Source organism: Streptomyces sp. NPDC003036, from assembly GCF_040611175.1.
Taxonomy (GTDB): domain Bacteria; phylum Actinomycetota; class Actinomycetes; order Streptomycetales; family Streptomycetaceae; genus Streptomyces.
In genome coordinates this window covers 117541-143292 of sequence record NZ_JBEXNO010000013.1, presented here as the reverse complement: position 1 = coordinate 143292, position 25752 = coordinate 117541, and the positions used below count along the sequence as shown (strand labels likewise).

Sequence of the window (25752 nt, the reverse complement as noted above, 5' to 3'; positions counted from 1 at the left end):
GAGGGGGCCGTCACGCGGATCGGCAGAGCGTGGGGGCGTTGGTCAGGGCGAGGGACGGGTCGTGGGTGAGGATCGCGTGTTCCACGTTGCGCAGCGACGGGGAGGGAAGCACGCCGATCTCCTCGGAGAGGCGCTGCCACATGCGGCGGTACGTGTCCAGCGCATCGGCCTGACGGCCGGAGCGGTACAGGGCGATCATGAGCTGTTCGCAGAAGCGCTCGCGGAGCGGGTTGTTGGCATGGGCGTCGCGGAGTTCCGGCAGGATACTCGCGTGGCGGCCGGCGCCGAGTTCGGCGTCGAACAGCAACTCGCGGGCCCGAAACCGGTGTTCCTCGTAGAGGGAGCCGGCGAGGCGGCACACCGACCCGCCGGGGAAGGGTCCGAAGACGGGCCCTCTCCACATGGACAGGGCGGAGCGGAGGAGGCCGGCGGCCTCGGCCGGGTGGCTGGCGAAGAGGTCCTCAGCCCGGCGGACCTTCCGGAGGAACTGGGCGGCGTCGAGCTCGTCCTCCTCCACGGCCAGCCGGTAGCCGGAGGGGTGGACGGTCAGGCGGGACACGGTCCGCTGGGGCTCCATCGATTTCAGCCGACGCCTCAGCCGGCTGATGTGTGCCTGGAGGGCGTTCGCCTGGTTGTCCGGAGCCGACTCCCCCCACATCTCGTCGACGAGGGTTTCGCCGGAGACCGCCTGTCTCTCGCTGACGAGGAGCACCTGTAGGAGAGTGCGTTGCAGGTCGCCCGGTATCTCGACCTGACCTGTTTCGGTATGTACCTCTAACGACCCGAGAATCGAGAAACTCAGCACATCGTCCTCCGTTGCCGTATGTGTGGGGTGCACATGAAGACGAACAGGATGCCGCCGTGAGTCACCGCATATTTCAGGCGGGTGGCTTCGACGGGTATTCCGTGTCGTCATCTCCACGAACAGCCTTGCGCTTAGTTCGACTCGATTCTTCCAACGTTAGGTTTTATTGTGAACTTACTTTTACGAATGTTTACCGTGAATCCCGGTAGCCGAGACGGGCGGGTGCCGGACCGGCACCCGGCCGGTGTTCCCACGAACCGATATGCGCGCCGCCCCGGACCCGCAGTGTGGCCGCGTGTCCGGGAATGTGCTCCGTAGCGCGCACACGCACCAGGTCCCCCCACTTGAGGTCCTGGTCGAAGACCACGGACCCCTCACGGTCGACGAGACGGGCCCGGACGGTCGCGTTCGCCGCCTCCTCGGGGGTGCGGGCCAGCAGGTCGATGAGTTCCATCGCGTTCCTGCGGACCAGCTCCGACCGCTCGGCGTGGGTCGTCGAGCCGAGGATCCGGCCGATCTCGGACTTCGACATGGCCTGTACGTTGTCCAGTCGGGCCGCCCGGCCGGCGAGGACGTCACGGCCCGTGTCGACCAGGGCCCGGTCGCTCAGGGCGATGTGCGCCAGGATCCAGTCGATCTGGGCGCGATCGGACTCGGCGAGGGGTGAGGTGTCGGTGATGTGCTCGGCCGCCTCCAGCAGGTGCTGGTAGGCCGTGAGGAGTGCGTCGGTTTCCACGGTGCCTCCGTAACAGGTGTGTGCAGTGACGGCCGCGGTCACACGGAGGCGGCGCGGGAGGGTTCGGCTGCGGGCCCGGCGGCCGCGGCGGCGGCCGCCGCCCTGGCCTCGGCCATCTTCTTCCGGCTGGGCAGAATCACCAGCGCCAGCAGGCCGCCGACGAGGGTGCCGAGGGCCGCGGCGGTGAAGCCGATCTGGAGGCCGTCGGTGAAGATCGGGGCCACCGCGTCCCGCACCGGCCCCCGCGCCTGCTCCGGCAGCTCGGCGATGGCGCTCAGGTCGCCGGAAGAGAGCAGCCCGGTCACCTCACCGCGCGCCGCCGGGTCCAGCTGCACGCCCTTCAGCGCATCGGGGACCCCGCCGTGCAGGTGCTGGATCAGCAGCGTGCCCGTCAGGGCCACCCCGAACACGCTGCCGACCTGCCTGAACGTGTTGGACACGCCCGACGCGGTGCCGGCCTGCTCCGGGCGGACCGAGGAGAGCAGCGCGACGGTCGCCGGCGCTCCCACCAGGGAGACACCCGCTCCGAGCAGCGCCATCGACCACCAGTAGGAGTCGAATCCGCTGCCCGGCTCCAGCTGGGCGAGCTCAAAGAGGCCGACCGCGCTCGCCAGCGACCCGATCAGGATCGGGACCTTCGGGCCGAACTTGGCGGCGGCGACGCTGGCAACGTACGAGAAGACCATGATCGACACGTTGAGGGCGAGGAACCGGACACCGGCCTCGGTGGTGGACAGACCGTTGACCTGCTGGAGGTAGAAGGTCAGCAGGAAGATGCTGCCGTACAAGCCGAACAAGCCGAGGAAGTTGACGCCTCCGGCGACGACGAGGACAGGGTTGCGGAAGAGGTTCATCGGCAGCATCGGGTCCTCGCTGCGCAGCTCCCAGGCGATGAAGGCGGCCAGGGCGACGGCGGCGACGACGAAGGAGCCGAGGATGACCGGGTCGCCCCAGCCCCGCGCGCTGGCCTCGATCAGGCCGTAGACGAGGGTGGCCATGGCCACGACGAAGAGGATCTGTCCGGCGATGTCGGCGCGACGGCGGTTCGGCGCCTTGCTCTCGGCGAGCCGGCCGGCGAGCACGACCAGCGCGGCCAGGCCGAAGGGCAGGTTGACCCAGAAGATGGACTGCCAGCCGAAGGCGTCCACGAGGACGCCTCCGAGCACGGGTCCGGCGGCGAGGGCGAGACCGCCGATGCCCGCCCAGATGCCGATGGCGCGGGCCCTCGCGGCGGGCTGCGGGTAGGTGGTGGAGACGAGGGCCAGCGAGACCGGGATCATGATGGATCCCGCGGCGCCCTGGAGCACCCGAGCGACCAGCAGGAACTCGTAGTTCGGTGCGAGCGCGCAGAGGACTGACGCGGCGAGGAAGCCCACCAGACCGCCGAGGAAGATGCGCTTGCGTCCGAAGATGTCGCCGAGCGTCCCCGCCGTGAGCAGGAGGCAGGCGACGACGAGGGCGTAGGCGTTGATGACCCACTGGAGCTGAGTCATGTCCGCCGAGAGGTCCGCCTGGATCTCCGGCAGGGCCACGTTCACGATGGTGGAGTCGAGGTACACCATGAAGACGCCCACGCAGATGAAGGTCAGCAGCAGACCTTTTCCTCGGGTGGTGTCCGGAGTCGTTTGTGTCATGTCTTCCTCATGTTCACGCGGAAATGGAGGGCTCCCAACCTGCGCGCAGCAGCGGGCCCTGCCGAGCCTGGGCACCAGAAAAGCTAACTGACCGACGGTCGGTCCGACAAGTGACCGGCGGCCGGTCATGTAGCCTCGACAGAAAAATCTCGAGCAAGAAGGGCTGCAGTGATGGCTCAGACCGCGACCCCGAGGAAGCGCAAGCGCGTCGTGAAGACCCCCGAGGCACGCAGGGCCGACATCCTGAGGGCCAGCCGGGAGGTGTTCGGGACGGCCGGCTTCGCCGACGCGACCATCGCGGACATCGCTGCGGCCGCGGGCATGGGCAAGGGCAGCTTCTACATGTACTTCGAGACCAAGGACCACGTCCTGGCCGCCCTCTGGGAGCAGTACGTCAGCGCCTTCTACGACACCACCCAGGAGATCCTGGGGCGGGGACAGGCCTGGTGGCCCACCATGGACGAGCTGCTGCTCAGGCTCCTGGACCACGCCATCGAGAACGCGGAACTGCACCGGCTGGTTTACGGATCGGCGAACGCGAAGGCGCTGGAGCTGTGCAAGGAGTCCAACGCCCGCGTGGTGGACGCGATCTGCGACTTCGTCCGGCGCGGCGCGGTGGCCGGCGCGTTCCGGAGCACGAACCCCGAGTGGGCGTTCCGCATGATCTACCACGCCGCCGACGGACTGCTGGACGACCTGATCGCCGACGGATCGCCGATCGACGCCGAGGCGATCAGCCGCAGCGTGCTGGAGATGGCCCACCGGACGCTCGGGGATCCGGGCCTGGCCCCGGCCGGCCGCTGACGCGCCGCCCGGCCCGATCCCGGGCCGAGCATGCACGAAGCCCGCTTCGGAAGACGCCGGGAAGGCCTTCCGAAGCGGGCTGCCGCACCTTCGGGGGGCCAGACCCCCCGGAGATCGTCCGCGTTATCTGCGGAGAGGGCAGGATTCGAACCTGCGCGGGCCCGATGGACCCGACCGTGGAGCCGAAGCTCCGGTCCCCGATAAACCACTCCGGGCACCTCTCCAGAAGCCGCCCGGTGCCAGCCAGGCGGTTCGGTGAAACAGCGGAGAGGGCAGGATTCGAACCTGCGCGGGCCCGATGGACCCGACCGTGAAGCCGAAGCTCCGGTCCCCGATAAACCACTCCGGGCACCTCTCCAGAAGCCGCCCGGTGTCTTCCGGGCCGTTCCTGAGAAGAACAATGACAGACCCCGCTGATACGGGCCTGACTCATCGCTGACGCGCTTCCGACGGCCTTCCGGAACACCTTTCGGCGCCCCGCCGTTCGATGTTCTAATTCCCTTGGTTCAGTCCCACCGACAGGGAGCGCGAACGTGTCCGCGATGGAAACCGAGAGTCCGGCCTTCCTGGCCGTACGAAAGTACAACCCCGCCGACAACCCCAGTTCATTTCTCGCGGTGAACGAGGGAAACGAAACATTCAGCGTCCCCGAAATGAACGGGGTCATATCGTTCCGGAGGACGGGCCGGTACGCCGTCCAGTTCGGCGGCCCCTTCGCCGACGGCGCGTCGTACGACGCGCTCCTGGAACGCTTCGTCACCTACGTCCACGACGAGGGCCTCACCCTCGTCGCCGTACAGCTCCAGCGCGAGGACGCCGATGCCTACGCGCGCCAGGGCTTCACGGTCAACCAGATCGGGGCCTCCTGGGCCGTACGCGTCCCGGAGCTCTCCCTGCGCGGCACCCGGTTCATGCAGCTGCGGAACAAGGTGTCGCGAGCCCACCGCAACGGCCTGAAGATCCAGGAGGTCCAGGCCGCGGAGTGGCGGGACGGCCTGGCCGTGATCGACCGGGCGTGGCTCGGCTCGAAGGGCGAGGGCGCCCGCCCCCTGGAGTTCCTGGTGGGCCAGATCGGCGGCCCGATGCAGGCGCACCGCCGACTCTTCGTCGGCACCATCGACGACGCCCCGGTCGCGTACATCTCCTACTCCCCCGTGTACGGTTCCCGCGCCGGCTGGATGCACGACCTGAGCCGGCGCATCCCGGACGGGTCGCCCGGACTGATGGAGGCCATCAACGCCCACGCGCTGGAGGTGTTCCGTGGCGAGGGAGTGGAGTGGCTCCACTTCGGCTTCACGCCCTTCACCGGGCTGGACGCGAGTCACGAGGTCCCGGGCCACAGCCCGGCCTTCCAGTGGCTGATGCACTTCCTGTGGGACCAGGGCGCGGCGCTCTACCCCGCGCAGACCCAGCTGGCCTACAAGCAGAAGTGGGGCACCGACGTCCTCATCCCCGAGTACGTCGCCTTCGAGAACCAGGCCTCGCTCGCCGGCTTCGCCCACATTTTCCGGGCGAGCAAAGCCTTCTGAGACCCCGCTGCACGAGACCGTTCCGCCGTTCCTGCCATGAAGGGAAGATCGTGTCCTACGCAACTCTCAGTACCGACGAGCTCCGGCAGTCGATGGTCGAGCACCTCATGCGGATCATGGGATGCCCCGACGACGAGACGCTGGCCCGCGAGGCCGACGCCGTCCTGCTCACCCTGGACGGGCGACTGGCCGAAGAGGCCGCGACCGTCTGACCCGCACCGCCCCGGTCAGTCCGGCGTCAGAATCACATCAGCCCGGTAGGCGAGGCTGGGCAGCACGTCGACTCGGAACCAGGCACAGCGCAGCGCCGAGGCTCACGTGCGGGGCGAGGGAACGACATCACCTCGTGGCTCCTGCCTCTCCCCGCACGCCTCCTGACACCGGCACGGCTGCCCTGCCACCGCCTCGCCACCGGGCACCTCAGCCTAAGGAGTGCACCGTATGTCATCGCCGCACGTCCCTCCCCAGAACAGCGTGGTCGAGTCCCTCGACACACGCCGGGTGTCTCCGCCCTCGCAACCCGCGGGGGCCTCCGCCACCTTCTCCGAGCTGCTGAAGCGAGTGAAGGCCGAGGGTCTGCTCGACTTCGACCCGCGCTACTACATAGGCCGCCTGGCGCTCAACGCGCTGCTCCTGGCGGCCGGCTTCACGGCGTTCTTCCTGCTCGGCGACTCGTGGTGGCAGCTCCTCGTGGCCGTGTGGATGGGCCTGTGCGGGACACAGAGCGCGTACATGTTCCACGACGCCGGCCACAAGGCGATGTTCCGCGACAAGCGGGTCGCCACCGCGGTGGGCTACATCCATGCCAATCTGATCAACGGGTCGAGCTACGGCTGGTGGGTCAACCACCACAACCGGCACCACAGCAACCCGAACCACCTCGACATGGACCCCGACATCGGCCGTCGCACCGCGATCTTCGACCTCAAGCAGTACCCGAGCCGGAGCGGCGTCAAGAAGTTCATCGTCCGGTACCAGAGCGTCCTGTTCTTCGTCCTGCTCGTCCTCGAAGCCCTCAAGATGAGCAAGACCGCGATCAAGGTCATCGCCAAGGGCGAGACCAAGCGCCCGGTGCTCGAAGGCGCGCTGATCCTGCTGCGCGCGGCGATCTACCTGACGCTGACCTTCACCGTGCTCTCCCCGCTGCTCGCCGTGGCCTTCATCGTCGTGCAGCAGTTTTCCCAGGGCCTCTACTTCGGCATGATCTTCGCCCCCAACCACAAGGGCATGGAGGTCCGCGACGGTGACGAGGAGACCCTGGACTGGCTGGAGCGCCAAGTGCTCACCTCACGCAACATCCGCCCCTCGCTGCTCATCGACTTCCTGTACGGCGGGCTCAACTACCAGGTCGAGCACCACCTGTTCCCGTCCATGGCGCAGAAGAACCTGCCCCGCGCCCGGGTGCTGACCCGCGAGTACTGCGCGGAGCGCGGCGTCCCGTACCACGAGGTCGGCTTCTGGGCCTCGTACCGGGAGGTGGCCGGCTTCCTCCACGAGGTGAGCGCGCCCGTCCGCCGCAACGAGGTCGAGCAGACGCTCGCACAGCGCGCCGCCTGAGGCGCCTCACCCTTCACGATCGGCCTCCCGACGGGCCGCACGACGGCGGAACGATCGGCGCCACGGCCCGGACCGGGCGGGTCGCCGGCCTCCCGACGTCGCGACACCGACGTCGGGGAGTCCGCCTTCCGGACATCCCGCCGTCACGCCTCACCCACGAACACGACGGACACTACAGACCGTTACAGACCACGACTGGCGAGATGAGGAGCGGTGCCCCCGATGCCCAGAACCGCCGTACCCCAGGGGAGCGGCACGGACAGAGCCGCCGCGGCTTCGATCGGCGACCGGCTGGACCGGATGCCCATCACCTCCACCCACCGGCAGCTCACCGCCGTGGTCGGGATCGGTCTGCTCTTCGACACCTTCGAGAACAACCTCGCCGGCACGATCTCCAAGGTCCTCCAGAACGACTTCGCCTTCGACGGTACGACCCTGAAGCTCGTCCTGGCCTCCGCGTTCGTCGGCCAGTTCATTGGCTCGCTGACCCTAGGCCGGGTCGCGGACCGGTACGGCCGGCGCCACGCCTTCCTCGTCAACCTGGCGATATACTCCGGCTTCTCCCTGCTCGCCGCTTTCTCCCCCAACGCGGTGTGGCTCATCGTGGCGCGCTTCCTGGCGGGCATCGGCATCGGCGCCGAACAGACCCTGTCCGACTGCTACCTCGCGGACGTGCTGCCGGCGTCAAAGCGGGGACGGTACACGGCGTGGGCGTACACGATCGCCTTCTGCGGCGTCCCCGCGGTGGGCTTCGCCGCGATGTGGCTGGTGCCGCTGAGCCCGCTGGGCATCGACGGCTGGCGCTGGCTCTTCATCATCGGCTCGCTCGGCTCCGTCGTGGTGTGGTTCCTGCGCCGCCGGCTGATCGAGTCCCCGCGGTGGCTCGCCGCCAACGGGCGGGTGGAAGAGGCGGAGCGCCTGGTCGCGAGCATGGAGTCCAAGGCTCCCGCCGGCCTCCGCCCCCTCCCCGGCCCGGCGCAGGCCCCCCGGGACTCGGCGCTCGCCGACCGCGGGCAGCGGCCGCGGCTGCGGACCGTCTTCAGTAGGCAGTACCGCCGACGTACGGCGATGCTGTGGACCTTTAGCGTCCTTTCCGTCTTCGGCTACTACGGCTTCGGCGCGCTGGCGCCGCAGATCCTCGCGGCCAAGGGCTACGGCGTGGTGACCGGGCTCGGCTTCATCGCCCTGTCCTTCCTCGGCTACCCCATCGGCTCCGCGCTCTCGCTCCCCATCATCGACCGGTACGAGCGCAGGACGCTGGTGGGCGTCGTCGCCGGAGCCATGGTGGCGACGGGCACCGGGTTCGCCTACGCGGACTCCGCCGTGCTCGTCGTCGCGTTCGGGTTCTCCTACACCCTCTGCAGCAACATCTTCTCCAACGTGTCCCACGTGTACCTGGCCGAGCAGTACCCCACGGCCTTCCGGGCGACGGCGTCGGGAGCGGCGTACTCCTTGTCGAAGCTGAGCGCCGCCGCGCTCCCCTTCATCCTGCTGCCGGTTCTCGACGCGCACGGCCCCGGCATGCTCTTCCTGGTCATCGGCGCGGCCATGACCCTGCTCGCGGCGACGGTCCTGCTGCTCGGGGACTCCACGACCGGCACCTCCGTGGACGGGGACCGCTCGACCGGCGCCCCCAAGGGCGGGGACCGTACGACCGGCGCCCCTCCGGACGGGGACCGTACGGACACCACCCGTCTTCCGTGACGAAGCCGCCCGGCCGGGCGGCGGATTGGCAGGGATCATGAGCGGCATACTCGACGGCAAGCGCATCCTCGTCAGCGGCCTGCTGACGGAGCACTCCATCGCCTTCCACGCGGCGAAGGTCGCGCAGGAGGAGGGCGCCGACGTCGTGCTCACCGGGTTCGGACGGATCTCCCTGGTGGAGCGGACCGCCCAGCGGCTGCCCAAGCCGGCCCCGGTCGTCGAACTCGACGTGACGTCACCGGAGCAGCTGGACGGCCTGGCCGCCGCGGTCGGCGACCACGTCACCGGCCTCGACGGCATCGTCCACTCGGTGGCCTTTGGCCCCAGGGGCGTCTTCGACTTCCTCACCGCGGACTGGGACGACGTGGCGACCGCCGTGCGGGTGTCCGCGTTCTCCTACAAGGACCTCGTCATGGCCTGTCTGCCGCTCATGCCCCGCGGCGGTTCAGTGGTCGGTCTGACCTTCGACGCCACCCGGGCCTGGCCCCACTACGACTGGATGGGCGTCGCCAAGGCTGCGCTGGAGTCCACCAACCGTTACCTCGCCCGCGACCTGGGCGACCGGGACATCCGCTGCAACCTCGTCGCCGCCGGCCCGATCCTGTCCTTGGCCGCCAAGTCCATCCCGGGCTTTGGCGACCTCGCGGAGGCATGGGAGCGGCAGTCCCCCCTGCCCTGGGACCTGAAGGACCCGGAGCCCGTCGGCCGCAGCGTCGTCGGCCTCCTCTCCGACTTCTTCCCGAAGACCACCGGCCAGATCGTCCATGTCGACGGGGGCGTGCACATGGTCGGGGCCTGACGTCCCCGGACGGGTTCGGTGGGGCGGGAGGTCCACGGGCGTGGCGGCGCCGATCGGATTCCACCGGGGCCCCGCGCCGTGGGATTCCCCGCGCGGATCGCCCGGCTGCGCGGCGACGCGGGGCCTCCGTCCGGGCGATGAGCCCTTTTAGAGCGTGTTTTTGAACTCTGGCCGTGTGGTGCGTACGGCTGGATGATCTGGGTTGTGGCGTCTGGCGGGGTGGGCCGGCGGCACTGCCGGGAGTGTGGTGATCCGCTTGCGTCGTCGATGGCGGCGGAAGCGGTGTTCTGCTCGGGTCGATGCAGGTCAAGGCGGTGGCGGAGGCTTCAGCGGGCCCGGCAGCGGGTCGCCCTGATGCAGCGTGGTGACCAGGCCGAGTGCCCGGTTTGCGGCCGTTCGTGGACGGTGGGGGTCGAGCGGTCGCGGTCGGCGCTCTACTGTTCGTCACGGTGCCGGGTCCGTGCCTGCCGTCAGCGGAAGGCGTCGCGCAACGGTGATACGGAAACGCCGTAGGCGAACGGCACGGAGACACCACCGGTCGCCGCCGTTCTGCATGGACTTGGGGGCGGCCAACGGGTGCTTCGAGCGCCCCTGGTTCACGCTCTGCCCCGTCATGTCGGGTCCGCGTCACGGTGGAAGCCGACCTGGGCCGGAACCCCCCTCCTTCAGCCGCCACCGGGTGGTTGATCCGGCTCGGGGGTGAGGGCGGTGATCATCGTGTCAGACCGGATCGGCAACGTCACTCGAACTCGTTACGAACAGCTCGTCGCCGAAGCCCGCGACCTGATCAGCCAGATGGCGAAAGCCCAGTTCGCGCTGGGTGACAAGGCCTTAGAGATCGAGCCGATGCGGCCGGTGGGCGGATCGATGCCGAACGGCACCGACGACCTGTTCACCGTCGAGGAGTCCTTGCAGCTGTTCGCCGACGACATCGGGGTGGCCCGCTCCACGGTCGAGGACTGGCGGTGGACCGCCTCGCGCTGGCCGGAGGCCAAGCGGAAGGACGGCGTGTCGTTCACCGTCCACAAAATCCTGGCCTCGATCCAGCACGAGGACGAGCGGTGGGCGGCGATCGAGGACGCCCCTTTCAACTCGCGCACGGGCAAGCGGCAGTGGACGCCGGATGCGGCGAAACGGCTGGTCGGGCAGCGGGTGGATCGGCCGGTGACGGTCGAGGAGAAGGTCCAGGCCGTCACCGACCTGACCCGCGATGAGGAAGTCGCCTCCCGGGTGACCGTCGACCTGCTGTCGCGGCCGGCCGCCGCCGCCCAGATCGGCCCCGACGACCGGGTCCGCGTCGTGCGCGAGCTCACCCGGGACGACGACGTCGCCAAGCAGGTCACCACCGACCTGCTCAAGCGGCCCACGGTCGCGAGGGAGACGATGCGCGACGACACCGCCCGCTTCCTGGTCAACCGGGCCCAGTTCGACAACTCCGCCCAGGCCCGCGAGACGATCCGCGAACGCACCCAGGCCGTTCGCAAGATCGACCACACCATCGAATACCTCGACCTGGTCGGTTCCTGCCACCAGTTCGTCGCCACCCTCGGCCGGCTGGTGCCGCGGATGCGGGGCCAGGAGTTCACCGAGGACGAGCGCGAGACCGTCCGCCGCGGCGTCTCCAAGGTCCGGGCCGCGGCCGACTGGCTCGAAGCGGCGATCGACAACGGCGAGTTCACCCTGGACGAGCAGCTGGCCCAGCTCCTCAAGGGCGAGTAGGCCATGCCCCGCCGTCGGGAGGCCCGGCCGCTGGATGAGCACTACGGCGACCTGGTCCGCGTCGCCCTGATGGAAGCCCGCCCCGCCGGTCTGAACACCCGCCAGCTCATCACCGCCACCAGCCTGACGAAGTCGCAGGTCGAACGAGGTATCCGGCACCTTCGGGATGTCGGGGCGGCCGAGCACCTCACCCCGATCATCTGGCGTCGGCGGGACGGCTACCTGTTCTCCGACGAACCGGCGGACTGGATCGAGTACGAGAAGAAGCAGTTCCGGCAGATCCTCGGCCGGCTCACCCGGATGATCACCGGCACGCTGGGTCCGCACCTGGCCCGCCACCCCGACGACGAATGGGCCCAGCTGGCATCCGCCCAGATCACGGGCGTCCGCGCGACCCTGGCCCAGCTCACCAAATAGGACCCGACCACCCCTGCCGAGCCCTCAATGCCCAACGTTCCCCGCTGTCGCCGCAGCCGCTATCCCTCCGACACCACCGTCGCCGAGTGGGCCTTGATCGAGCCGCTGCTACCTATCCCGGCCTGTCAGACCAAGACCGGCGGACACCCGGAGAAATGGCACCGGCGCGACATCGTGGACGCGATCCGATACATCGTCGACAACGGCGGCAAATGGAGGGCTCTGCCTGCGGATTTCCCGTCCTGGGAGACCGTTTACGGGCTCTTCTGGCGGTGGAACCGGGCCGGGGTGGTGGCCTGGATCCGCGAACAGCTCAGGCGCCGCATCCGCACCAACCTGGGCCGCTGCCCGCACCCGGTGACGCTGATCATCGACTCCCAGAGCGTGAAGGCCGCCGCGACCGTCAGCAAGAAGACCCGCGGCTACGACGCCGGGAAAAAGATCAACGGCCGCAAGAGACACATCGCGGTCGACACGATCGGACTCCCCGTAATGATCACGGTGACGCCCGCCGACATGACCGACCGGGACGCGGCCCGCGAACTGCTCTGGCGTCTGCGCCTCACCCAGCCACAGATCACCCAGGTCTGGGCCGACTCCGCCTATGCCGGACAGCTCGTGACCTGGGCAGATGACCGCCTCTGGCTCACCCTGCGGACCCTCTCGCGTCCCAAGGGCGCGAAGGGCTTCGTCGTCGTCCCTCGCCGCTGGAAGGTCGAGCGCACGATCGGCTGGCTGATGAACGCCCGCCGCAACGTCCGCGACTACGAACGCCTGCCCCAGCACTCCGAGGCCCACCTGAACTGGGCCCTGATCACCATCATGACCAAGCGCCTGACCCGCAAGCGGCCGGCCCCGGCCTGGACACGGAAACCGAAGCCCAGCCGCTGACCCCAATTGCGTCATCGTCCGGAGGACCGGTCCTCACCCGCCTCGGCGTGAGCTTGCGCAAACAGGCACTCAGATTCCTTCGTAGCTGCTGCTGACGGTGGCGACGAGGGCCTTCGAGTTCTGGGCAAACCCGCCAAGAGCCTCGGGTTTGCCTGCAATGAACGGCCCCAGCATCGGCTTGAGGATCGACTCTCCGCCGGGAACGAGAGCGCCTACAGCGTTGTCTCCATATCGCCCGCCTGCATCAGGCCGCAGTGGCGGCAGGTCGGCGCCGCCACACTGATTCAAAGGGCTTCCGACCGGGAGACCGGCCAGGTTGCCGTCAGCGGCACCCGTGCCGTGGGTAGTGGTGCCATTCGCCCGGGCGCCGGTGTGCTGATTGGCGCAGCTTGTGCCGAACGCCGGAGAGAGGAAATCGCCGACCCCTCCGGCGGAAGCTGGCGCCGCAGTGGCCAGGCCGAATCCAAAGGCAGCAACGGTGATGCTCAGCGGCGTGATGATGCGGCGGAATGTGGTCACGACACGGTCAACGATCACGCTTCAGCCTGGTCACCCTCGCGACGCATGGATGACTTGCCCCAACAGTCCGGGAAAGCCTCTAAAGGCTCGGCGCATCGAGTCTCCCTCAGAGCTGCAAGTGGGCTTTCCTGACTTGAACGACCGACTGACCTCCTGGACACGCCGACACGGGCCGATGCTGATGAGCCGTCCCGTGGCGACGCCCCTGCGCGCCTTGACTCGCAAGTCGACGGCAGCCATCGAGCCTTCGAGTTCAAAAACACGCTCTTAGGGCCCCGGTCTCCGAGCTCCGATGTCGGTTCGCGCCCGTGCCCATGGACAGCAAGGGCCCCGACGGTGTGCTCGCCGGGGCCCGCTGTGTTCGGTGGGTGCGGTTCAGCCGCAGGTGTCGCTCTGCTCGGAACCGGCAGGCGGCACCGCTGCGGCCGGGGCCGCGCAGCAGCCCTTGCCCTGCCAGGCGTCGCGGCCTTCCTGGGCGTCGCCGCCGGTGGGCAGCTCCTGCTCGATTTCCCGCGCCGTCCTCATCAGCTCCAGGGCCTCGCGGCGCAGGTCGCTGGCGCGCTCGCGCCGCTGCTTGACGCGTCGGCGCTGCTGCTGGGGCTGAACGCGTTGACGTACTGCCCGCGCGGTCCGGTCAGCAGCCCTTCGGCCATGAGCTGGCGTACGGCGACAATTCCCGCGAGAGCCGCACGCGCTACGTGACGCCGTGGCACCGCATCGGACACGGCGGTCATCCGCTGGCAGGCTCGGCGCCCGCGCCGAAGGGCGGGACATCCGCGACCGCGACGTCCAGCCGGAGCCGGGCGAAGCGCACCGGGTGCCGCCACGCCCCGCGCTCCAGCGCCGTATCCACCATGATCTCGGCCACCAACGCCGGTTCGACCAGCACGACGTCGAGCGGGGTGCGCGACCCCCAGGAGGTCGTGAACCGCGCGCCTTCCCATGGATGTCCGGGCCCTGCCGGCTCCAGCCGGTCGGCCAGGTCGCGTGCCGCGTCCGGCCGCAGCGGCGTACTGCGGCCGACCGGCCGGAGCGCCCCGGCCGCGTCGAGGCGGCCCAGCACGAGCGTCTGCGGCCGCCGTACGGTGCCGGTGATCGCGCCGACCACCGCCTCGGTGGTATCCCGGCGGCGCACCTTGTAGAGCGCGCGGGCCCCCGGCAGATACCGCTGACCGCTCCCCTTGATCACCAGCCCTTCGACGCCGGGCACCTGCGTCCAGGACGTCAGCCACTCCTGCGCCGTCGCCGGGTCGGTCGTCTCCGGGCAGAGCGTCCACGGGGCGTTCAGGCCGCGATTAGTGAACAGCTGCTCCAGCTGCGCGCGCCGCTCGCCGTACGGGACGCGCAGCAGCTCCTGGCCGTCGAGCTGGAGGACGTCGAAGGCGATGAAATGCGCGGGTGCCTCTGCCGCGAGGCGGGCGGCGGTGCGGCCGCCGGAGACCGCTCGCCGCTGGAGCGCCTCGAACGACATCTTCCCCTCGGCCCACACGACCAGCTCGCCATCGAGGACCAGGCCGTCGGGCAGGTGGGCGGCCGCGGCCACGAGATCCGGGAAGCGGCTTTGCAGGAGGCTGCCGCGGCGGGACTGCACCAGCATCGGGCCGGGCGCCGGCCACGGGGTGAAGACGAGCGCCCGGTAGCCGTCGAACTTGGGCTGAAATCGCAGCTCGCCAGGCAGCGCGCCCGGCGCGGGCACCGTGTCGCGGGCCTGCGCCAGCATCGGCTCCACCGGCGACCGAAGGACCATACGTCCGGTCTACGGGCAGCCCGGTGCCCCCGCGACCGGAGGCGGCCAGCGGTGTCGCGGGCGTCATCATGTGATCAACGCGCACGACCAGGCGCGGTCACATCTCGTTGGGCAGGACATGAAGCTGACTGGTGAGCCGGGCAAGCTGGAGGCGCTGGCGGAGGAGGCCGTCGTCGCGGCGTGCACGCTGGCCGACGCCGCCGATCCTTCACGGTGGAGCGCGGGCGCGGTGGAGGATGCGGCCGCCGCCCTCGAGGTCCTGGCCGGTGCGCTCGCCCAGCTCGATCCCGAGTGCGCGGAGATCCTCTCCGTCGTGCCGATCGCCGCAGCCGCCGTCGTCGAGCGCGCCGAACAGGCCGGGGCCGGAACCAGCTCGAGCGAGGCCGGCGGCAGAGCGGCGGCCGGAACGAGTGCGGCGCTGCGCCAGGCACTCGCCGCTCACGGTCTGACCCGGCACCGTGTCCACCAGCTCGGGGCCGCGCTGGTCACCGTGACGCTGGACGCCCCCGAGGCGCAGGCCCTGGCCGTACTGCTCAGCCGAGGTGACGCACTCCCCCGTCAGTCGCAGCAGGCCGATGACGGGTGGGGTGCGGGACCGGCGGAGACCGCGGCCGCCGCGCTCGCCGACGCACTCCGCGCCCACGGCACGGGCGCGTACGCGCGGGTCCTGGCCTCCGGTCAGGTCAGCGCCGGCCTTACCCCGCAGACCGCCCAGGCGGTGGTCGCGGCCCTCACCTCCCGGCCCGGTGGCGCGTCACGCGGCAAGCGACGTGGGCTCGGGTCCGGCTTCAAGGGCATCGCCGCCTCGTAGTCAGCGCTCTCCCTCCCCCTGCTTCGCGCTGGTGGGTGCCTGGCCTACGAGCAGGTGTTCAGAGGTACGGGCTGAAGCGGCCGAAGCGGGCCAGCAGCGCCCGTGCCGAGTTCTCGTTCAGCCCGAGGGCGGCAGCGGGCTGGTCGGGTGTCGTCTCCGAAATGGCATCACGGGCCGGCCAGTACCCCAGCCGTACGGCGGTCACCTCCAGCCGGCGGGCTGCCCGCAGGGCCGCCAGGGGGGAGGTCTTCGTCAGCTTCTCGATCTCCTCCTCCAGCTGGGTCAGCAACGAGGTGACCGCCTCGGGCAGGGCCACAGCCGAGGCCTCCACTTCGGTGGTGTGCGCGTCCCAGTCCATCAGGCACGCGTCTGCCATGCCCGCTCCTGCCTCCGCCAGCTCCTGCTCGCCGATCGCGTCCCAGTCCAGGGTGTGCTCCGTGCCGGTCCAGCCGCACGAGCACACCGCGCGCAGCGCGGCCGCGCGCGGCCCGCGCGTGATCCGGCCGTCGTAGACGCTCCACTGGGCGACCGACTGCCCGCCCCCGCCAGAGCCCGTATCGAAGAGGACAGGGGCTGGGACGGTGCCGTCGGCCAGAAGGACACCGACCGCGCCCTCGTGCGAGGCGCCGAACTCGTCGGTCGTCCACGTCTCCCGCTCACCCATGCCGCTCCTCCAGCCGCTTCGCCAGTCTTCCCGCGCGCACCCGGTCACGGGGCGCCGGAGACGACGATGCCGCAGACTCGGCGGCCTTAGGGGCGTAATCACCTATCAGGTGACCCTGTGGCTGGGCCCCGCTGCCGCGCCGGACCTGTCGGCAGTGGGGGCTCCCTCGTAAGCGGGCTTGGCGCACGGCCGGGGAACCGCCGACCGGACGGAGCCGTCAGCCGCGGCAGGAAGGTCGATGAGCAGCACGTCGCCAAGCCCGAGCTCGTGGTCCTGGTCGTCACGGCTGCGGATGAGGACACCGTCCGCACCGATGGATGACTCCAGAAACAGTGGGCGACCTGCCGCATCACGCCGATGTGGCGTGATGCGGGCGAGCGGCGGTGCTTAGACCTGGCTGGCGAGACGTTCGTCGTAGTAGTGCTCGCCGCCGACCAGCACCGAGGTGACGTGTAGGGGTAGGCCGCCTCGCGTCCGGGCAACTTCCTGGGAGGTCTGACGGGTGAAGCCCAGGGAAATGCCGGGGATGAACGGGTACTCGGGCTCGGTCCGGTCGACCGTCCATCCACGTTCCTCCGCCCTGCGGAAAAGGTCCTCGGCCGGCGCCGAGAAGACGTTGTCGCCGTCGAGGAGCACGCGGACATCGGTGTGGCGGCCTTCACCCGGCCACCAGAGCTCAACCGCAGTGACGGACTGCCCCCCATCTTCCAGCAGCACATTGACCCGGATCTCGTCGCACGCCGTGTAGATCGTCGCCGACGGATCGTCCTCGTCGTACTCGATCTTCGGTGTCCCCCAGGGAGTGACCGCCTCGACGGCCTCATCCAGCGTCATGCCCAGCCGTACGGGGCCAGCGCTGCGGGGCGGGTCCAGATCGAGGTCCATGGATCCGCAGCATTTCATGCGGCGTCGACACCGGGCCAGCCGGATCCCGGGCAGCTGCAAATGGCGTGTCAGGACGGATTGCCGGGCGAGTAAGCGGGCGGCACCTGCCGCAGCGGCACGGTGCGGCCGATAGTCGTGGCGGCACAGCACAAGGAGTTGCGGCATGGCCGGCTGATCGTCCGCTCGTTCTCGTTGCGCCGCAACGATCCCGTGCCAGCGGACAAGATGACCAGCGGCCGTACTACCTCTGTCGTTCCCTCACTGGAGGTTCAGACGCACCGGATGGTCCTGGTCTTCCGGACAGTAGAACACCCGGAGTTCTCCGTGCCGTCCCACGCTGAGCCCCGGGTCGCCGCCGCTGTCCACGGTGAGCAGCAGCCGCATCCGGGCCGTGCACGAGCAGTCGAGGGGCGTGAAGTCGGTGAGGTGCCAGCTGGGCCACCCGCCGGCCTTCCAGCCGGGCAGGCAGCCGAGCACCCGGTGGTAGTCGGTCCCTTGCTCCCCGGCTCGTTCCTCGACGTGTTCGTACAGCTCCGCCGGCAGCTCGTCTTGATCGGGCAGGTCGAGCATCTCCACGGTGTCGAGCCGGCACGGCGCTGGGAGGTACACGTCCTTGGCGCCATCGGGTATGGACGGCGCCTGGGCCAGGGCGCCGATCTCCGCCGAGTTCCGGTACCGCAGCTCCACCACCGGACCCCAGTACCGGGGCTGTCCCTCCGGTTCGGCGTGATCCTGCGGGCACCACAGGAGCTGCAGCAGATCGGTCCCGGACGGCCAGTGCAGTGCCGGCGCGTCCCGGGCGTAGAGCTGAAGCACCGGAACCATCGGCAATCCGTCGCCGGTCACAGGCTGCGGCACGAGCCGGACCCGTTCCCAGGCGACCAGGTCCAGCGATCCGCCGTCCATGATCCGCGACCGGGCCTCGACCTCTTCGGCGGTCAGCACGTGCGCCTCCCCCGGCCGGTGCCGCTGCCTGCGGTTCCGCTGGATGCTCTGCCACACCTCCCGCTCGGCGTCGGTCAGCTTCTCCCGCACGTACACCAGGTGGGGTTGCTGGCAGCACGGCCACGGCTCGTCGGCGGGCCACAGCGGCGCCCCGCCCACCGAGCTCTCGTACGGGCCGGGGCTCCCGGTAGAGGGCCTGAGGAGGGTCCCGGGGCGTACGTACGACGCCAAAGAGGGGAACTGGTTCAGAAGTTCGGCGACGGTGACGGTCGGTGCGGTCATCCAAGCAGGCTAGGGCCTGTCCGGCGGATCAAGGTTGGAGGGGCCGCCATGATCCGCCGGACAGGGCCTAGAGCGGGGCGGCGGGCGACAGCCCCGCCGCACGTGAACGCCGACCTCTCCCAGCAGGCGCTTGGTGTGTGCCTGACCCCGGCCGTAACGGGCTGCGACGCCCATGGAGGTGCCGTCCTGCCGGCTGACGGCACACGGTCCCCGGGACCGTTCAGACCGTCGACAACGGGGCTCCGTGTGCTCGGCGAGAGCCGACGTGCGGGTTCAAGGGACGCAATGGAGGCTGCGTTGCGCTGCCGCCGCCGACCGCCACGTCATGAAACAGGCCTCGTAGTTACCAGGAGGTAGTCGAAGTACAGCGGGTAACCCTCTTCGTCGGCGGGGTATTCGTAGGAGCTGTTGTTGGCGAAGGACATCTTGAGCTCGGGAAAAGCGTAGGTGCCGAAATCATCATCGCAGGATAGGGAGTGCCCGCTTTCTTCCAGCTGTTCAATCAGTTGTTCTTTCGGGATTCGGAAGACATCCAATCCGTCGAAAGCGACCCGGATATCGGCGTCTTCCTTACGGAAACGCCACAGTTCCACCCCGATCAGCGTTCCGTCCTCGGGGAATGACAGGACGAATTGAAAGGCGGAGTCGTCGAGGTTGACGACGAACACCCCCGGCGGTCGCTCGCGTCCGGGCCGAGCGCTGATCCGGCCCAGCCTTTTAGCAATCTCCATCGCCTCGTCGAAGGGCATACCGAACCGGAACGGACCCACGCCGACATGCGGCTGAATCTCAACGTCCATGCTTGCTCCACTCACTCCTTGTTCACTCACCGAAGGTTCACTTTAGTAGCGCGGCCTCGTCGATGGTCCAGCCGCGTGCAGTCAGCATGTCCTGAAGTCGCTTGTTGTCCTTCAGGCTCTTCACCATTTCCTCGATGTGGTCATCGTACTTCCCCGGAAATCTACGCTTGATGTCGTCGATGTCCATCTTCATGGCTTCGGTGATACGGCCTTGGCTCACCAGTTCCCGCTGCCACATCTGCCATGCCTTCGCCTCGTCATAACTGCCCGTGCTGTACACATCGCGGTGGTCATCGTATTCCATACGAATAGACGGGCCGTAGTTGACCTTCTGCCTGTCGTGCGGCTTGCCCGCCCGGTAGAAGCCAGGATCGGTGATGTCCTTCCAGGCGGCCTTGGACGGGATGTGATTAACCTCCATATCGATGGTAGTGATCCGCTTCCCTTTTTTGTCCTTGAGGTTTGCCGGGAGCAGTCCTCCGTACCATCCGCCCCTTTCCGTACACCCCTTGGCAATCAGCCCTTCGGGATCCATCCGCGTATGGGGGTTGGTGACGTACGCGACCGGATTGGGCGCCGGTTCGAGGCCCAGAGGGTCCGGCGACACGTAGCGCGCCGTCTCCGGGTCGTAGTGGCGGTGGAGGTTGTAGTGGAACCCGGTCTCGGGGTCGTCGTACTGACCGGGGAAGCGGAGCGGGGTGTAGGCGTCGGCACTGCGGTTCCAGGCCGTGAGGCCCCAGACGGTGGAGCGCTTGTGCCAGGCGATTGTGCCCTGCTCGTCAACGAGTTCGGTGGGAGTGCCGATGAGGTCGGTGACGATGGCGAAGAAGCGGCTGTCCACGTCGCTCTGGGCGTCCCCTTGGAGGGAGTCGGACGCCAGTCGCCGCTCGACCTGGGAGACCGGCTGGTAGCCCTCGTGGTCCCATGTCAGCGTCACACCGGTCGACGTGTCGGTCTGCTCCGCCAGCCGCGTGTCCTCCCAGGTGAAGAGGACGGTGTCCGCCACCCTGACCCCGTCGGGCGCCATGCGGTGTTTGGCGGTGCGGCGGCCGAGGGGGTCGTAGGAGTAGCGCCACACCGTGCCGTCAGGAGTGGTACAGGACTCCAGGCGGTCCTCGACGTCCCACGTGTAGTGCCAGGTGTCCGGCTTACGGGACAGGCGCCGCTTCTGTCGCAACACGACCCGCCCCGCGGCGTCGTACTCGTAACGCACCCCTCCCGCGCCGAGCAGACGCGTGCCGTCGTACGCCCGTTCGCCGCGGCTCTCGGTGCGCCGCGCCTGCTCGGGCCAGTGGGCGCTGGACTGGTTGCCGATGGCGTCGTAGGTGTAGCTCTCCGACCAGTCGCCTCCGGTGACGCCGAGCGGACGCCCCAGCGGGTCGAGCTCGAACCGCGTGGTCAGCCCGGTGAGGTGGTCGGTCGTCGCGGTGAGGAAGCCGTCGGCACGATAGGTGTACTCCCGTGAGCGGAGAGTGCGGTGTGCCCTGGACACGGTCTGCGCCGTCAGCCGGCCAATCGCGTCCCAGCTCGAGGTGAGAGCCACCGGAGCCTCAGCGGGCCCGAAGGTGCGCCGCAGCTCGCGGCCCATCTCATCACGCGTGTACTCCAGCGCGTGGCCGGAGGCTTCAACCCGCACCCGGTTACCGCCGGTGTCGTAGGCGTACGAGGTGACCGCTCCGGTCGGGGTCGTGCGCGAGACCAGCTCGCCGTGCGCGTCGTAGGTGAAGCGCATCGTGCGTCCATCGACGGTCTCCGTCAGGAGACGCCCCGTGGCGTCGCGCTCCACGGCGAGAGTGGACGTCGGCGACTCGGCACGGACCAGCCGGTCCGCGACGTCGTATGCGTAGCGGGTGACGACTCCGGCAACGTCCTTCGCCACCACGTTGCCAAGGGCGTCGTACAACATCGTGACGCGCCGGCCCAGCGGACTCGTGCGGGTGACGAGGCGTCCGGCGGCGTCGTGCTCGTACGTGGTGGTGCGGCCGTCGAAGTCCGTCTCGGATGTGGGCAGACCGGTGGGCCCGTAGGCGTAGCTCCACGTCCTGCCGTAGGGGTTGCGGACACCGGTGAGCCGCAACTCGGTGTCGTAGCTGAACTCGTAACGCTCCCCGTCCGCGCCCGTGCGGGCGGCGAGCAGGTCGAACCACGTGTACTCGAACCGGACGACACCACCCGTGGGACTCGTGTACGACAGGCAGTTTCCCTCGTCGTCCCAGGTCCACGACTCGGTCGCGCCGTCCGGCGCCACCCGGTGCGTCAGCCACCCTTCCGGAGTCCATTGCAGCCGCGTGACCGATCCGGCGGGGTCGATGCTCTCGACGGGACGGCCGAACGCGTCCCGCTTGACCGTGTACGTAGCGCCCTCCGGGTCGGTGACCGACATCACCAGGCCCGCCGCGTCGTTGGTGCGCCGCTCCGTGTCGCCCGTGGGGTACGTGGCCGTGGCGACCGCGCCTGTGGCGTCGTGTGTGAAGGTGGTCGCCTTCCCGTCGGGCGCGGTGGTCCCCGTTCGGTTGCCGCGCTCGTCGTAGGTGTGCTGCCACACGGTTCCGTCCGGGCCCGTCATGGTCTCCGGCAGATGCAGCGCGTTGTACGAGGCCGACGCCTGCCGCCCGTCCGGGTAGTGGACCGTGGTCAGGTTGCCGTGCTCGTCGTACGTGAACCGAGCCGTGTTACCCAGCTGGTCCGTGCGCGCGAGCAGGTTGTCCCAGCGGTCCCACTCGAAGAGGACGGTGTGCCCGAGGGCGTCAGTCTCGGCGATGACCTGGCCGAGCGGGTTGAGCCGGGTGACGGTGACCGCTCCCGTGGAGTCGGTGAACGTGGTGACGCGGTTGTCCGTGTCGTACGAGAAACGGGAGGACAGCGCGCCGTCCGGCCCGACGGTCTGCACCACGCGCCCGGCCGTGTCGTAGACGTACTGGTAGATGTGGCCGTTGCGATCGGTCCAGGAGGTGATCCGGCCCTCGCCGTCGTAGGTGAACCGCAGTGGCGCGCCGGACGAGTTGGTGACCGCCTCCAGGTTGCCGTCCCCGTCGTACCCGAAGGAGGTGACGTCGACCGGCCCCTCGGAGGTGTGCAGCGCGAGAGCGGTGACCCGGCCCAGCTCGTCGTCGTGGGCCACGTGCACGCGGTATCCGCCCTCGTGAACGACCCTGACGGGCAGGCCCGCACCAGTGCGGTCAATCTGTACGGCGTTGCCGTTGCGGTCTTCGATCTCGCGCAGCCAGTACAGACCCCCCGCGTACGGGTTGCCGGTGAAACGCCGGATGAAGCCGGAGCGCCCGTCGGTCACGGCGCACGTGACGGTACCCAGCGCGCTCCGGTCGACATAGGTGAGCGGGAGCCGGTCACCTTCCACCGGCCAGACCTCCTCACCGCTCTCACCCGGCAGGCGCGGGTACACCAGCAGCGAGCCGTCCTCGCGCGCCCAGACGGCCCCGTCGGCGGTCAGTTCCAGGCGTTCGTCGAGCGTGGAGGCCCAGCTGGTGCCGAAGCAGTGGCCGTAGCGGTAGCTGGATATATGGGTGCGGCTCAGCACCAGAGGGAGAACGCCGGGCAGGGCGAGGTCGGTCTGGGAGAGGACCATCTCGCCGCTGGCGACGTCGACCGGGTCGGACTTGCAGCGGCGGCGCAGGAGGGCAACGGCCTTCGCGCGTACGTCGTCCAGCACGGTCTTGAGTGACTTCGGCCGCTTGCCGTTCGCGGTTCGCCCCGCCGGCCCCGACTTCCCCCGCTGCCCGTCCAGCCCGCCGTCGTCCTTGCCCGCCGGTGACTTAACGCGCTTGGCGTCGTCATGGACGCCCTGATCGGTGTCCCGGTGGGTCTTGGAGCCGCCCCTGATGGCGTCGGGCAGCTTCTTGCCGATGTGCTCGCCGAGGTCGTCGAGGGCTTTGCCGAGCTTCTCGGTGACGCCTTCGATCGTGGTGTCCAGGACGGCGGTGAGGGAGTCCTTGCCCTTGGCGCGGCCGTGGTGGGACTTGGCCTTGCCGAGCTTGCCGCGCGTCTTGCCCTGCATGGCGATCTGTACGTCGGTGAGGTTGCCCCCGGCCTTGCCGTGGGCGTCGTGGTCGATCACCGGACCACCGCCCGCGCCGCCCCCGGGGCCACCGGCGGAATTTATCCGCAGGCCGTCCTTGCCGGCCTGGACGGTCTGGCCGGTGTTGTAGCCGTCCTGGACGCCGGTGACGTTCAGCGCGGTCTGGATCGCCAGGTCCGTCACGACGTTCTCGATCGCGGCGACCGCGGGCTGGGTGAGCACCGCAACGATCTCCGCAACAGCGGCATCCGCCATCTCTTTGAGGATCGCCTTGAACGCCGCTCGCGTGACAGCGATCTTCGTGCCGCCTATCAGCGTCGACAAACCCATGCTTGCCCTGCACCTTGGACCAGTGCTTGTCGAGCGCGGTCAGCGACTCGCTCTGCCCAGAGGACAGCAGCCGCTGGATGTGCTGGTGCGCCGCGTGACCGTCGTCGTCGGCGTCCTCGGCGAACTCCCGCAGGGCGGTCGCCATGCCGCGGTAAGCGTCCTCGTCGACGTTCGGCCAGCCCACGCCAACGACGTCGCCGAGCGGATCAACACCATCAGCCGGCGCATCCACGCCCGCATCCTGGAAGAGGGCCGGTGGCACTTCCACCAGTTCTCAGTCCCCGACGACACCGGCCGCCTCCAGCACGGCGCGACCCTGTACCCGCTGCGGTTCACGGGCAACAACCGGCGCATCACCGAAGGCCACATGCGCGACGCCCTCGCCTACGTCACCGGCCTCGGCCACGCCCTGGGGCAGCAGTGAACACCGACCTGCTCACGGCGGCCGCCGCCCTGCACCCCACCAGCGCCGGGTACGCCCTCGTCTACGGCTCCCACGCCATCCACCCGCGGCCGACATCCGACCTCGACCTCCTCTACACCGGAAACCGGCCTCTTGCCCCCGACCGGCTCGCCCAACTGATCTACGACGTCAAGCACCTCCACGCCGAGCACGACCTCACCCTCGACGAGGAGGTCAGCTACACCACAAAGCTGTACGCCACCTCAGCGGAGATCGAAAGCGCCGCCCGCCTCGACGGCTTCATCGGCGTGAGCGGCTACGCCACGCCCGTCGGCGACCCGCAGATGCTGAACTCCCCGGCGTTCAAACGGCGGCTCCTCCTCAACGCCCTCACCACCCCGCACCTCTTCCTCACCGGCGACGTCCACACCTACCGGCGCCACGTCGCCAAGGCCGAACGAGGCTGCGCACTTCTCGCCCTGCGGATCGCCGGGGCCGGAAAAATCAGGCTCGCCGACGCCACCGGCGCCCTACTGGCGTCTCCGGAAGGCCTGACCGAGAAGAGGTTCCTCGGCTACCGGCCCGGCCCCCACCTGTACGCGGTCCTGCGCCGGGGCCTTGCCGACCTCGCGCACGAGCACCTGGTCCACCTCGACCACGACGCGATCACCTGGAGACCGACGTGACCACCCCTACCTGGGACGACCTCCCAGCCCTCCTCCGCCACCGCATCGCCGACCACTTCCAGCCCACCGGCCCGGCCGAGCCCGTCGCGGGCGGCTTCACCCCCGGCGTCCGCGTCCGGATGCGCACCGCCACCGGCGGCGAGGTGTTCATCAAGGCCATCCCCGCACACGGCCCGCTCGCCGACCTGTACCGCACCGAGGCCGCCATCAACCGCACCCTCCCCGACGGGCTCGGACCGCGGCTGCTGACCACCATGGACACGGACGGCTGGGTCGTCCTCGCCTTCACCTACGCCGAGGGCCGCCACCCCGACCTCTCCCCCGGATCCCCCGACCTCCCCGCCGTACTCGACGCCGTCGCAGCCCTCCATACCCAGCTCCCCCGTGCCCGTACCCGGACGCGCCCGAATTCACGGACCACCCCGTCGTCGAACGCGCGGCCACGCAGCACGACGCCATGCGGCGACACCCTGCTCCATTGCGACATCAGGGCGGACAACATCCTCATCGGCGAGCACGGCCCACTGTTCGTCGCCTGGGCCCTCGCCCACCGCGGCGCCGCCTGGCTCGACGCCGCCCTGATGGTCCCCCAGCTCATCCTCGCCGGCCACACCCCAGAGGAAGCCGAGAAGCACGCCGCCCAGATCCCGGCCTACCGGGACGCCCCCGAAGAAGCGGTCACGGCGTTCGCCGCCTCGATCACCAGCTACTGGGAGCAGCGCGCCCACGAGGGCGTCGAGGATCTGCGGGCGTACCGCCAGCGAGCGCTGGAAGCCGGGCGGGCGCGGAAGGCGCACCGCCGCTGAGCGCCACGTCCTCGGATCGGTTCTCGACGGCCGGATCAGGCGGCAGCGAGCGGTCGATGCCGACGGGGTGGAATCCGTCGTACGGAGCGCGCGGTTGCGGCGTGACGGCGTCCGCGCGGCGGGAGCCCGACACAGGCGAGGGAACGTGCCACGATCGCTGGGAGCCCCGGGTCGGCTCCGAGCTGATCGGTTGGGGAGCCGGCGGGCCGAGCCAGGGCCGGGCACCGCACAGGGCGATCAGGC

At 69.5% G+C, this 25752-nt stretch carries 24 protein-coding genes and 2 tRNA genes; 13 read left to right on the top strand and 13 right to left on the bottom strand.

Features of this window, described 5'->3' with window-relative positions:
• Positions 1–10: 10 nt before the first annotated feature.
• From ABZX67_RS12655 to ABZX67_RS12645, 3 genes are all read right to left on the bottom strand, one after another.
• The gene (locus tag ABZX67_RS12655) at positions 11–805 is read right to left on the bottom strand and encodes an AfsR/SARP family transcriptional regulator (protein WP_355358085.1); all 795 of its coding nucleotides are present in this window, start codon (positions 803–805) and stop codon (positions 11–13) included.
• A 190-nt stretch (positions 806–995) separates the two neighbouring features.
• Positions 996–1541, bottom strand: a complete 546-nt coding sequence (locus ABZX67_RS12650; protein ID WP_355358082.1) for a hypothetical protein — start codon at positions 1539–1541, stop codon at positions 996–998.
• A 38-nt stretch (positions 1542–1579) separates the two neighbouring features.
• The gene (locus ABZX67_RS12645; RefSeq protein ID WP_355358079.1) at positions 1580–3175 is read right to left on the bottom strand and encodes a DHA2 family efflux MFS transporter permease subunit; all 1596 of its coding nucleotides are present in this window, start codon (positions 3173–3175) and stop codon (positions 1580–1582) included.
• 171 nt (positions 3176–3346) lie between these two features.
• Between ABZX67_RS12645 and ABZX67_RS12640 the strand changes: the two genes are divergently transcribed.
• Complete coding sequence (locus ABZX67_RS12640) at positions 3347–3979, top strand: TetR/AcrR family transcriptional regulator (RefSeq protein WP_355358076.1); 633 nt, start codon at positions 3347–3349, stop codon at positions 3977–3979.
• 130 nt (positions 3980–4109) lie between these two features.
• On the opposite strand, the gene ABZX67_RS12635 is transcribed toward ABZX67_RS12640, so the two are convergent.
• Both ABZX67_RS12635 and ABZX67_RS12630 read right to left on the bottom strand, forming a co-directional pair.
• Positions 4110–4203: transfer RNA gene (locus tag ABZX67_RS12635), tRNA-OTHER, on the bottom strand.
• Between the two features lie 40 nt (positions 4204–4243).
• Positions 4244–4337 (bottom strand) — tRNA-OTHER (locus ABZX67_RS12630).
• A gap of 184 nt (positions 4338–4521) precedes the next feature.
• On the opposite strand from ABZX67_RS12630, the gene ABZX67_RS12625 reads away from it, so the two are divergent.
• From ABZX67_RS12625 to ABZX67_RS12590, 8 genes are all read left to right on the top strand, one after another.
• Positions 4522–5508 (top strand): DUF2156 domain-containing protein, encoded by a 987-nt coding sequence (locus ABZX67_RS12625; RefSeq protein ID WP_355358139.1) that lies wholly within the window; start codon positions 4522–4524, stop codon positions 5506–5508.
• A gap of 50 nt (positions 5509–5558) precedes the next feature.
• Positions 5559–5720, top strand: coding sequence for a hypothetical protein (locus tag ABZX67_RS12620; RefSeq protein ID WP_355358073.1), 162 nt, complete (start codon positions 5559–5561; stop codon positions 5718–5720).
• Positions 5721–5949: 229 nt separating this feature from the next.
• Positions 5950–7065 (top strand): acyl-CoA desaturase, encoded by a 1116-nt coding sequence (locus tag ABZX67_RS12615; RefSeq protein ID WP_355358070.1) that lies wholly within the window; start codon positions 5950–5952, stop codon positions 7063–7065.
• Between the two features lie 222 nt (positions 7066–7287).
• On the top strand, positions 7288–8769 hold the full coding sequence (locus ABZX67_RS12610; protein ID WP_355358067.1) for an MFS transporter: 1482 nt from the start codon (positions 7288–7290) through the stop codon (positions 8767–8769).
• A gap of 37 nt (positions 8770–8806) precedes the next feature.
• Positions 8807–9568, top strand: a complete 762-nt coding sequence (gene fabI, locus ABZX67_RS12605) for an enoyl-ACP reductase FabI (protein ID WP_355358064.1) — start codon at positions 8807–8809, stop codon at positions 9566–9568.
• 717 nt (positions 9569–10285) lie between these two features.
• Complete coding sequence (locus ABZX67_RS12600; RefSeq protein WP_355358136.1) at positions 10286–11287, top strand: DUF6192 family protein; 1002 nt, start codon at positions 10286–10288, stop codon at positions 11285–11287.
• A 3-nt stretch (positions 11288–11290) separates the two neighbouring features.
• Entirely contained in the window at positions 11291–11704 is a 414-nt protein-coding gene (locus tag ABZX67_RS12595) for a hypothetical protein (protein ID WP_355358061.1), read from the top strand.
• A gap of 27 nt (positions 11705–11731) precedes the next feature.
• The gene (locus ABZX67_RS12590; RefSeq protein WP_355358058.1) at positions 11732–12595 is read left to right on the top strand and encodes an IS5 family transposase; all 864 of its coding nucleotides are present in this window, start codon (positions 11732–11734) and stop codon (positions 12593–12595) included.
• A 69-nt stretch (positions 12596–12664) separates the two neighbouring features.
• Here the strand turns inward: ABZX67_RS12590 and ABZX67_RS12585 are convergent, their stop codons facing one another.
• The 3 genes from ABZX67_RS12585 to ABZX67_RS12575 all read right to left on the bottom strand — a co-directional run bounded on the left by ABZX67_RS12585 (position 12665) and on the right by ABZX67_RS12575 (position 14861).
• The gene (locus ABZX67_RS12585) at positions 12665–13132 is read right to left on the bottom strand and encodes a chaplin family protein (protein ID WP_355358055.1); all 468 of its coding nucleotides are present in this window, start codon (positions 13130–13132) and stop codon (positions 12665–12667) included.
• A gap of 357 nt (positions 13133–13489) precedes the next feature.
• Entirely contained in the window at positions 13490–13639 is a 150-nt protein-coding gene (locus ABZX67_RS12580; protein ID WP_355358052.1) for a hypothetical protein, read from the bottom strand.
• Between the two features lie 205 nt (positions 13640–13844).
• Complete coding sequence (locus ABZX67_RS12575) at positions 13845–14861, bottom strand: ATP-dependent DNA ligase (RefSeq protein ID WP_355358049.1); 1017 nt, start codon at positions 14859–14861, stop codon at positions 13845–13847.
• Between the two features lie 118 nt (positions 14862–14979).
• Between ABZX67_RS12575 and ABZX67_RS12570 the strand changes: the two genes are divergently transcribed.
• Positions 14980–15672, top strand: coding sequence for a hypothetical protein (locus ABZX67_RS12570; RefSeq protein WP_355358046.1), 693 nt, complete (start codon positions 14980–14982; stop codon positions 15670–15672).
• 58 nt (positions 15673–15730) lie between these two features.
• Here the strand turns inward: ABZX67_RS12570 and ABZX67_RS12565 are convergent, their stop codons facing one another.
• From ABZX67_RS12565 to ABZX67_RS12545, 5 genes are all read right to left on the bottom strand, one after another.
• Complete coding sequence (locus tag ABZX67_RS12565; protein WP_355358043.1) at positions 15731–16336, bottom strand: hypothetical protein; 606 nt, start codon at positions 16334–16336, stop codon at positions 15731–15733.
• Between the two features lie 387 nt (positions 16337–16723).
• Complete coding sequence (locus tag ABZX67_RS12560; protein ID WP_355358040.1) at positions 16724–17221, bottom strand: hypothetical protein; 498 nt, start codon at positions 17219–17221, stop codon at positions 16724–16726.
• A 258-nt stretch (positions 17222–17479) separates the two neighbouring features.
• Positions 17480–18448, bottom strand: a complete 969-nt coding sequence (locus ABZX67_RS12555; RefSeq protein WP_355358037.1) for a hypothetical protein — start codon at positions 18446–18448, stop codon at positions 17480–17482.
• A 323-nt stretch (positions 18449–18771) separates the two neighbouring features.
• Positions 18772–19248, bottom strand: a complete 477-nt coding sequence (locus ABZX67_RS12550) for a hypothetical protein (protein WP_355358034.1) — start codon at positions 19246–19248, stop codon at positions 18772–18774.
• Between the two features lie 37 nt (positions 19249–19285).
• On the bottom strand, positions 19286–23614 hold the full coding sequence (locus ABZX67_RS12545; RefSeq protein WP_355358031.1) for a DUF6531 domain-containing protein: 4329 nt from the start codon (positions 23612–23614) through the stop codon (positions 19286–19288).
• A gap of 22 nt (positions 23615–23636) precedes the next feature.
• Between ABZX67_RS12545 and ABZX67_RS12540 the strand changes: the two genes are divergently transcribed.
• The 3 genes from ABZX67_RS12540 to ABZX67_RS12530 are packed head-to-tail and all read left to right on the top strand — an operon-like array spanning position 23637 to position 25509.
• Positions 23637–24038, top strand: coding sequence for a hypothetical protein (locus ABZX67_RS12540; RefSeq protein ID WP_355358028.1), 402 nt, complete (start codon positions 23637–23639; stop codon positions 24036–24038).
• Positions 24035–24703: a hypothetical protein gene (locus ABZX67_RS12535; RefSeq protein ID WP_355358025.1), complete on the top strand. Its 669-nt coding sequence runs from the start codon at positions 24035–24037 to the stop codon at positions 24701–24703. The genes ABZX67_RS12540 and ABZX67_RS12535 overlap by 4 nt, the downstream gene beginning before the upstream one ends.
• Positions 24700–25509, top strand: a complete 810-nt coding sequence (locus tag ABZX67_RS12530; RefSeq protein WP_355358022.1) for an aminoglycoside phosphotransferase — start codon at positions 24700–24702, stop codon at positions 25507–25509. Before ABZX67_RS12535 ends, ABZX67_RS12530 begins: the two co-directional genes overlap by 4 nt.
• Positions 25510–25752 lie beyond the last annotated feature (243 nt).

Coding starts and splice junctions, on each gene's coding strand:
- ABZX67_RS12610 (WP_355358067.1), top strand. CDS start 7,288: ATGCCCAGAACCGCCGTACCCCAGGGGAGCGGCACGGACAGAGCCGCC.
- ABZX67_RS12580 (WP_355358052.1), bottom strand. CDS start 13,639: ATGAGGACGGCGCGGGAAATCGAGCAGGAGCTGCCCACCGGCGGCGAC.
- ABZX67_RS12550 (WP_355358034.1), bottom strand. CDS start 19,248: ATGGACGTTGAGATTCAGCCGCATGTCGGCGTGGGTCCGTTCCGGTTC.
- ABZX67_RS12545 (WP_355358031.1), bottom strand. CDS start 23,614: ATGGGTTTGTCGACGCTGATAGGCGGCACGAAGATCGCTGTCACGCGA.
- ABZX67_RS12570 (WP_355358046.1), top strand. CDS start 14,980: ATGAAGCTGACTGGTGAGCCGGGCAAGCTGGAGGCGCTGGCGGAGGAG.
- fabI (WP_355358064.1), top strand. CDS start 8,807: ATGAGCGGCATACTCGACGGCAAGCGCATCCTCGTCAGCGGCCTGCTG.
- ABZX67_RS12565 (WP_355358043.1), bottom strand. CDS start 16,336: ATGGGTGAGCGGGAGACGTGGACGACCGACGAGTTCGGCGCCTCGCAC.
- ABZX67_RS12590 (WP_355358058.1), top strand. CDS start 11,732: ATGCCCAACGTTCCCCGCTGTCGCCGCAGCCGCTATCCCTCCGACACC.
- ABZX67_RS12625 (WP_355358139.1), top strand. CDS start 4,522: ATGGAAACCGAGAGTCCGGCCTTCCTGGCCGTACGAAAGTACAACCCC.
- ABZX67_RS12615 (WP_355358070.1), top strand. CDS start 5,950: ATGTCATCGCCGCACGTCCCTCCCCAGAACAGCGTGGTCGAGTCCCTC.
- ABZX67_RS12560 (WP_355358040.1), bottom strand. CDS start 17,221: ATGGACCTCGATCTGGACCCGCCCCGCAGCGCTGGCCCCGTACGGCTG.
- ABZX67_RS12640 (WP_355358076.1), top strand. CDS start 3,347: ATGGCTCAGACCGCGACCCCGAGGAAGCGCAAGCGCGTCGTGAAGACC.
- ABZX67_RS12595 (WP_355358061.1), top strand. CDS start 11,291: ATGCCCCGCCGTCGGGAGGCCCGGCCGCTGGATGAGCACTACGGCGAC.
- ABZX67_RS12645 (WP_355358079.1), bottom strand. CDS start 3,175: ATGACACAAACGACTCCGGACACCACCCGAGGAAAAGGTCTGCTGCTG.
- ABZX67_RS12555 (WP_355358037.1), bottom strand. CDS start 18,448: ATGACCGCACCGACCGTCACCGTCGCCGAACTTCTGAACCAGTTCCCC.
- ABZX67_RS12575 (WP_355358049.1), bottom strand. CDS start 14,861: ATGGTCCTTCGGTCGCCGGTGGAGCCGATGCTGGCGCAGGCCCGCGAC.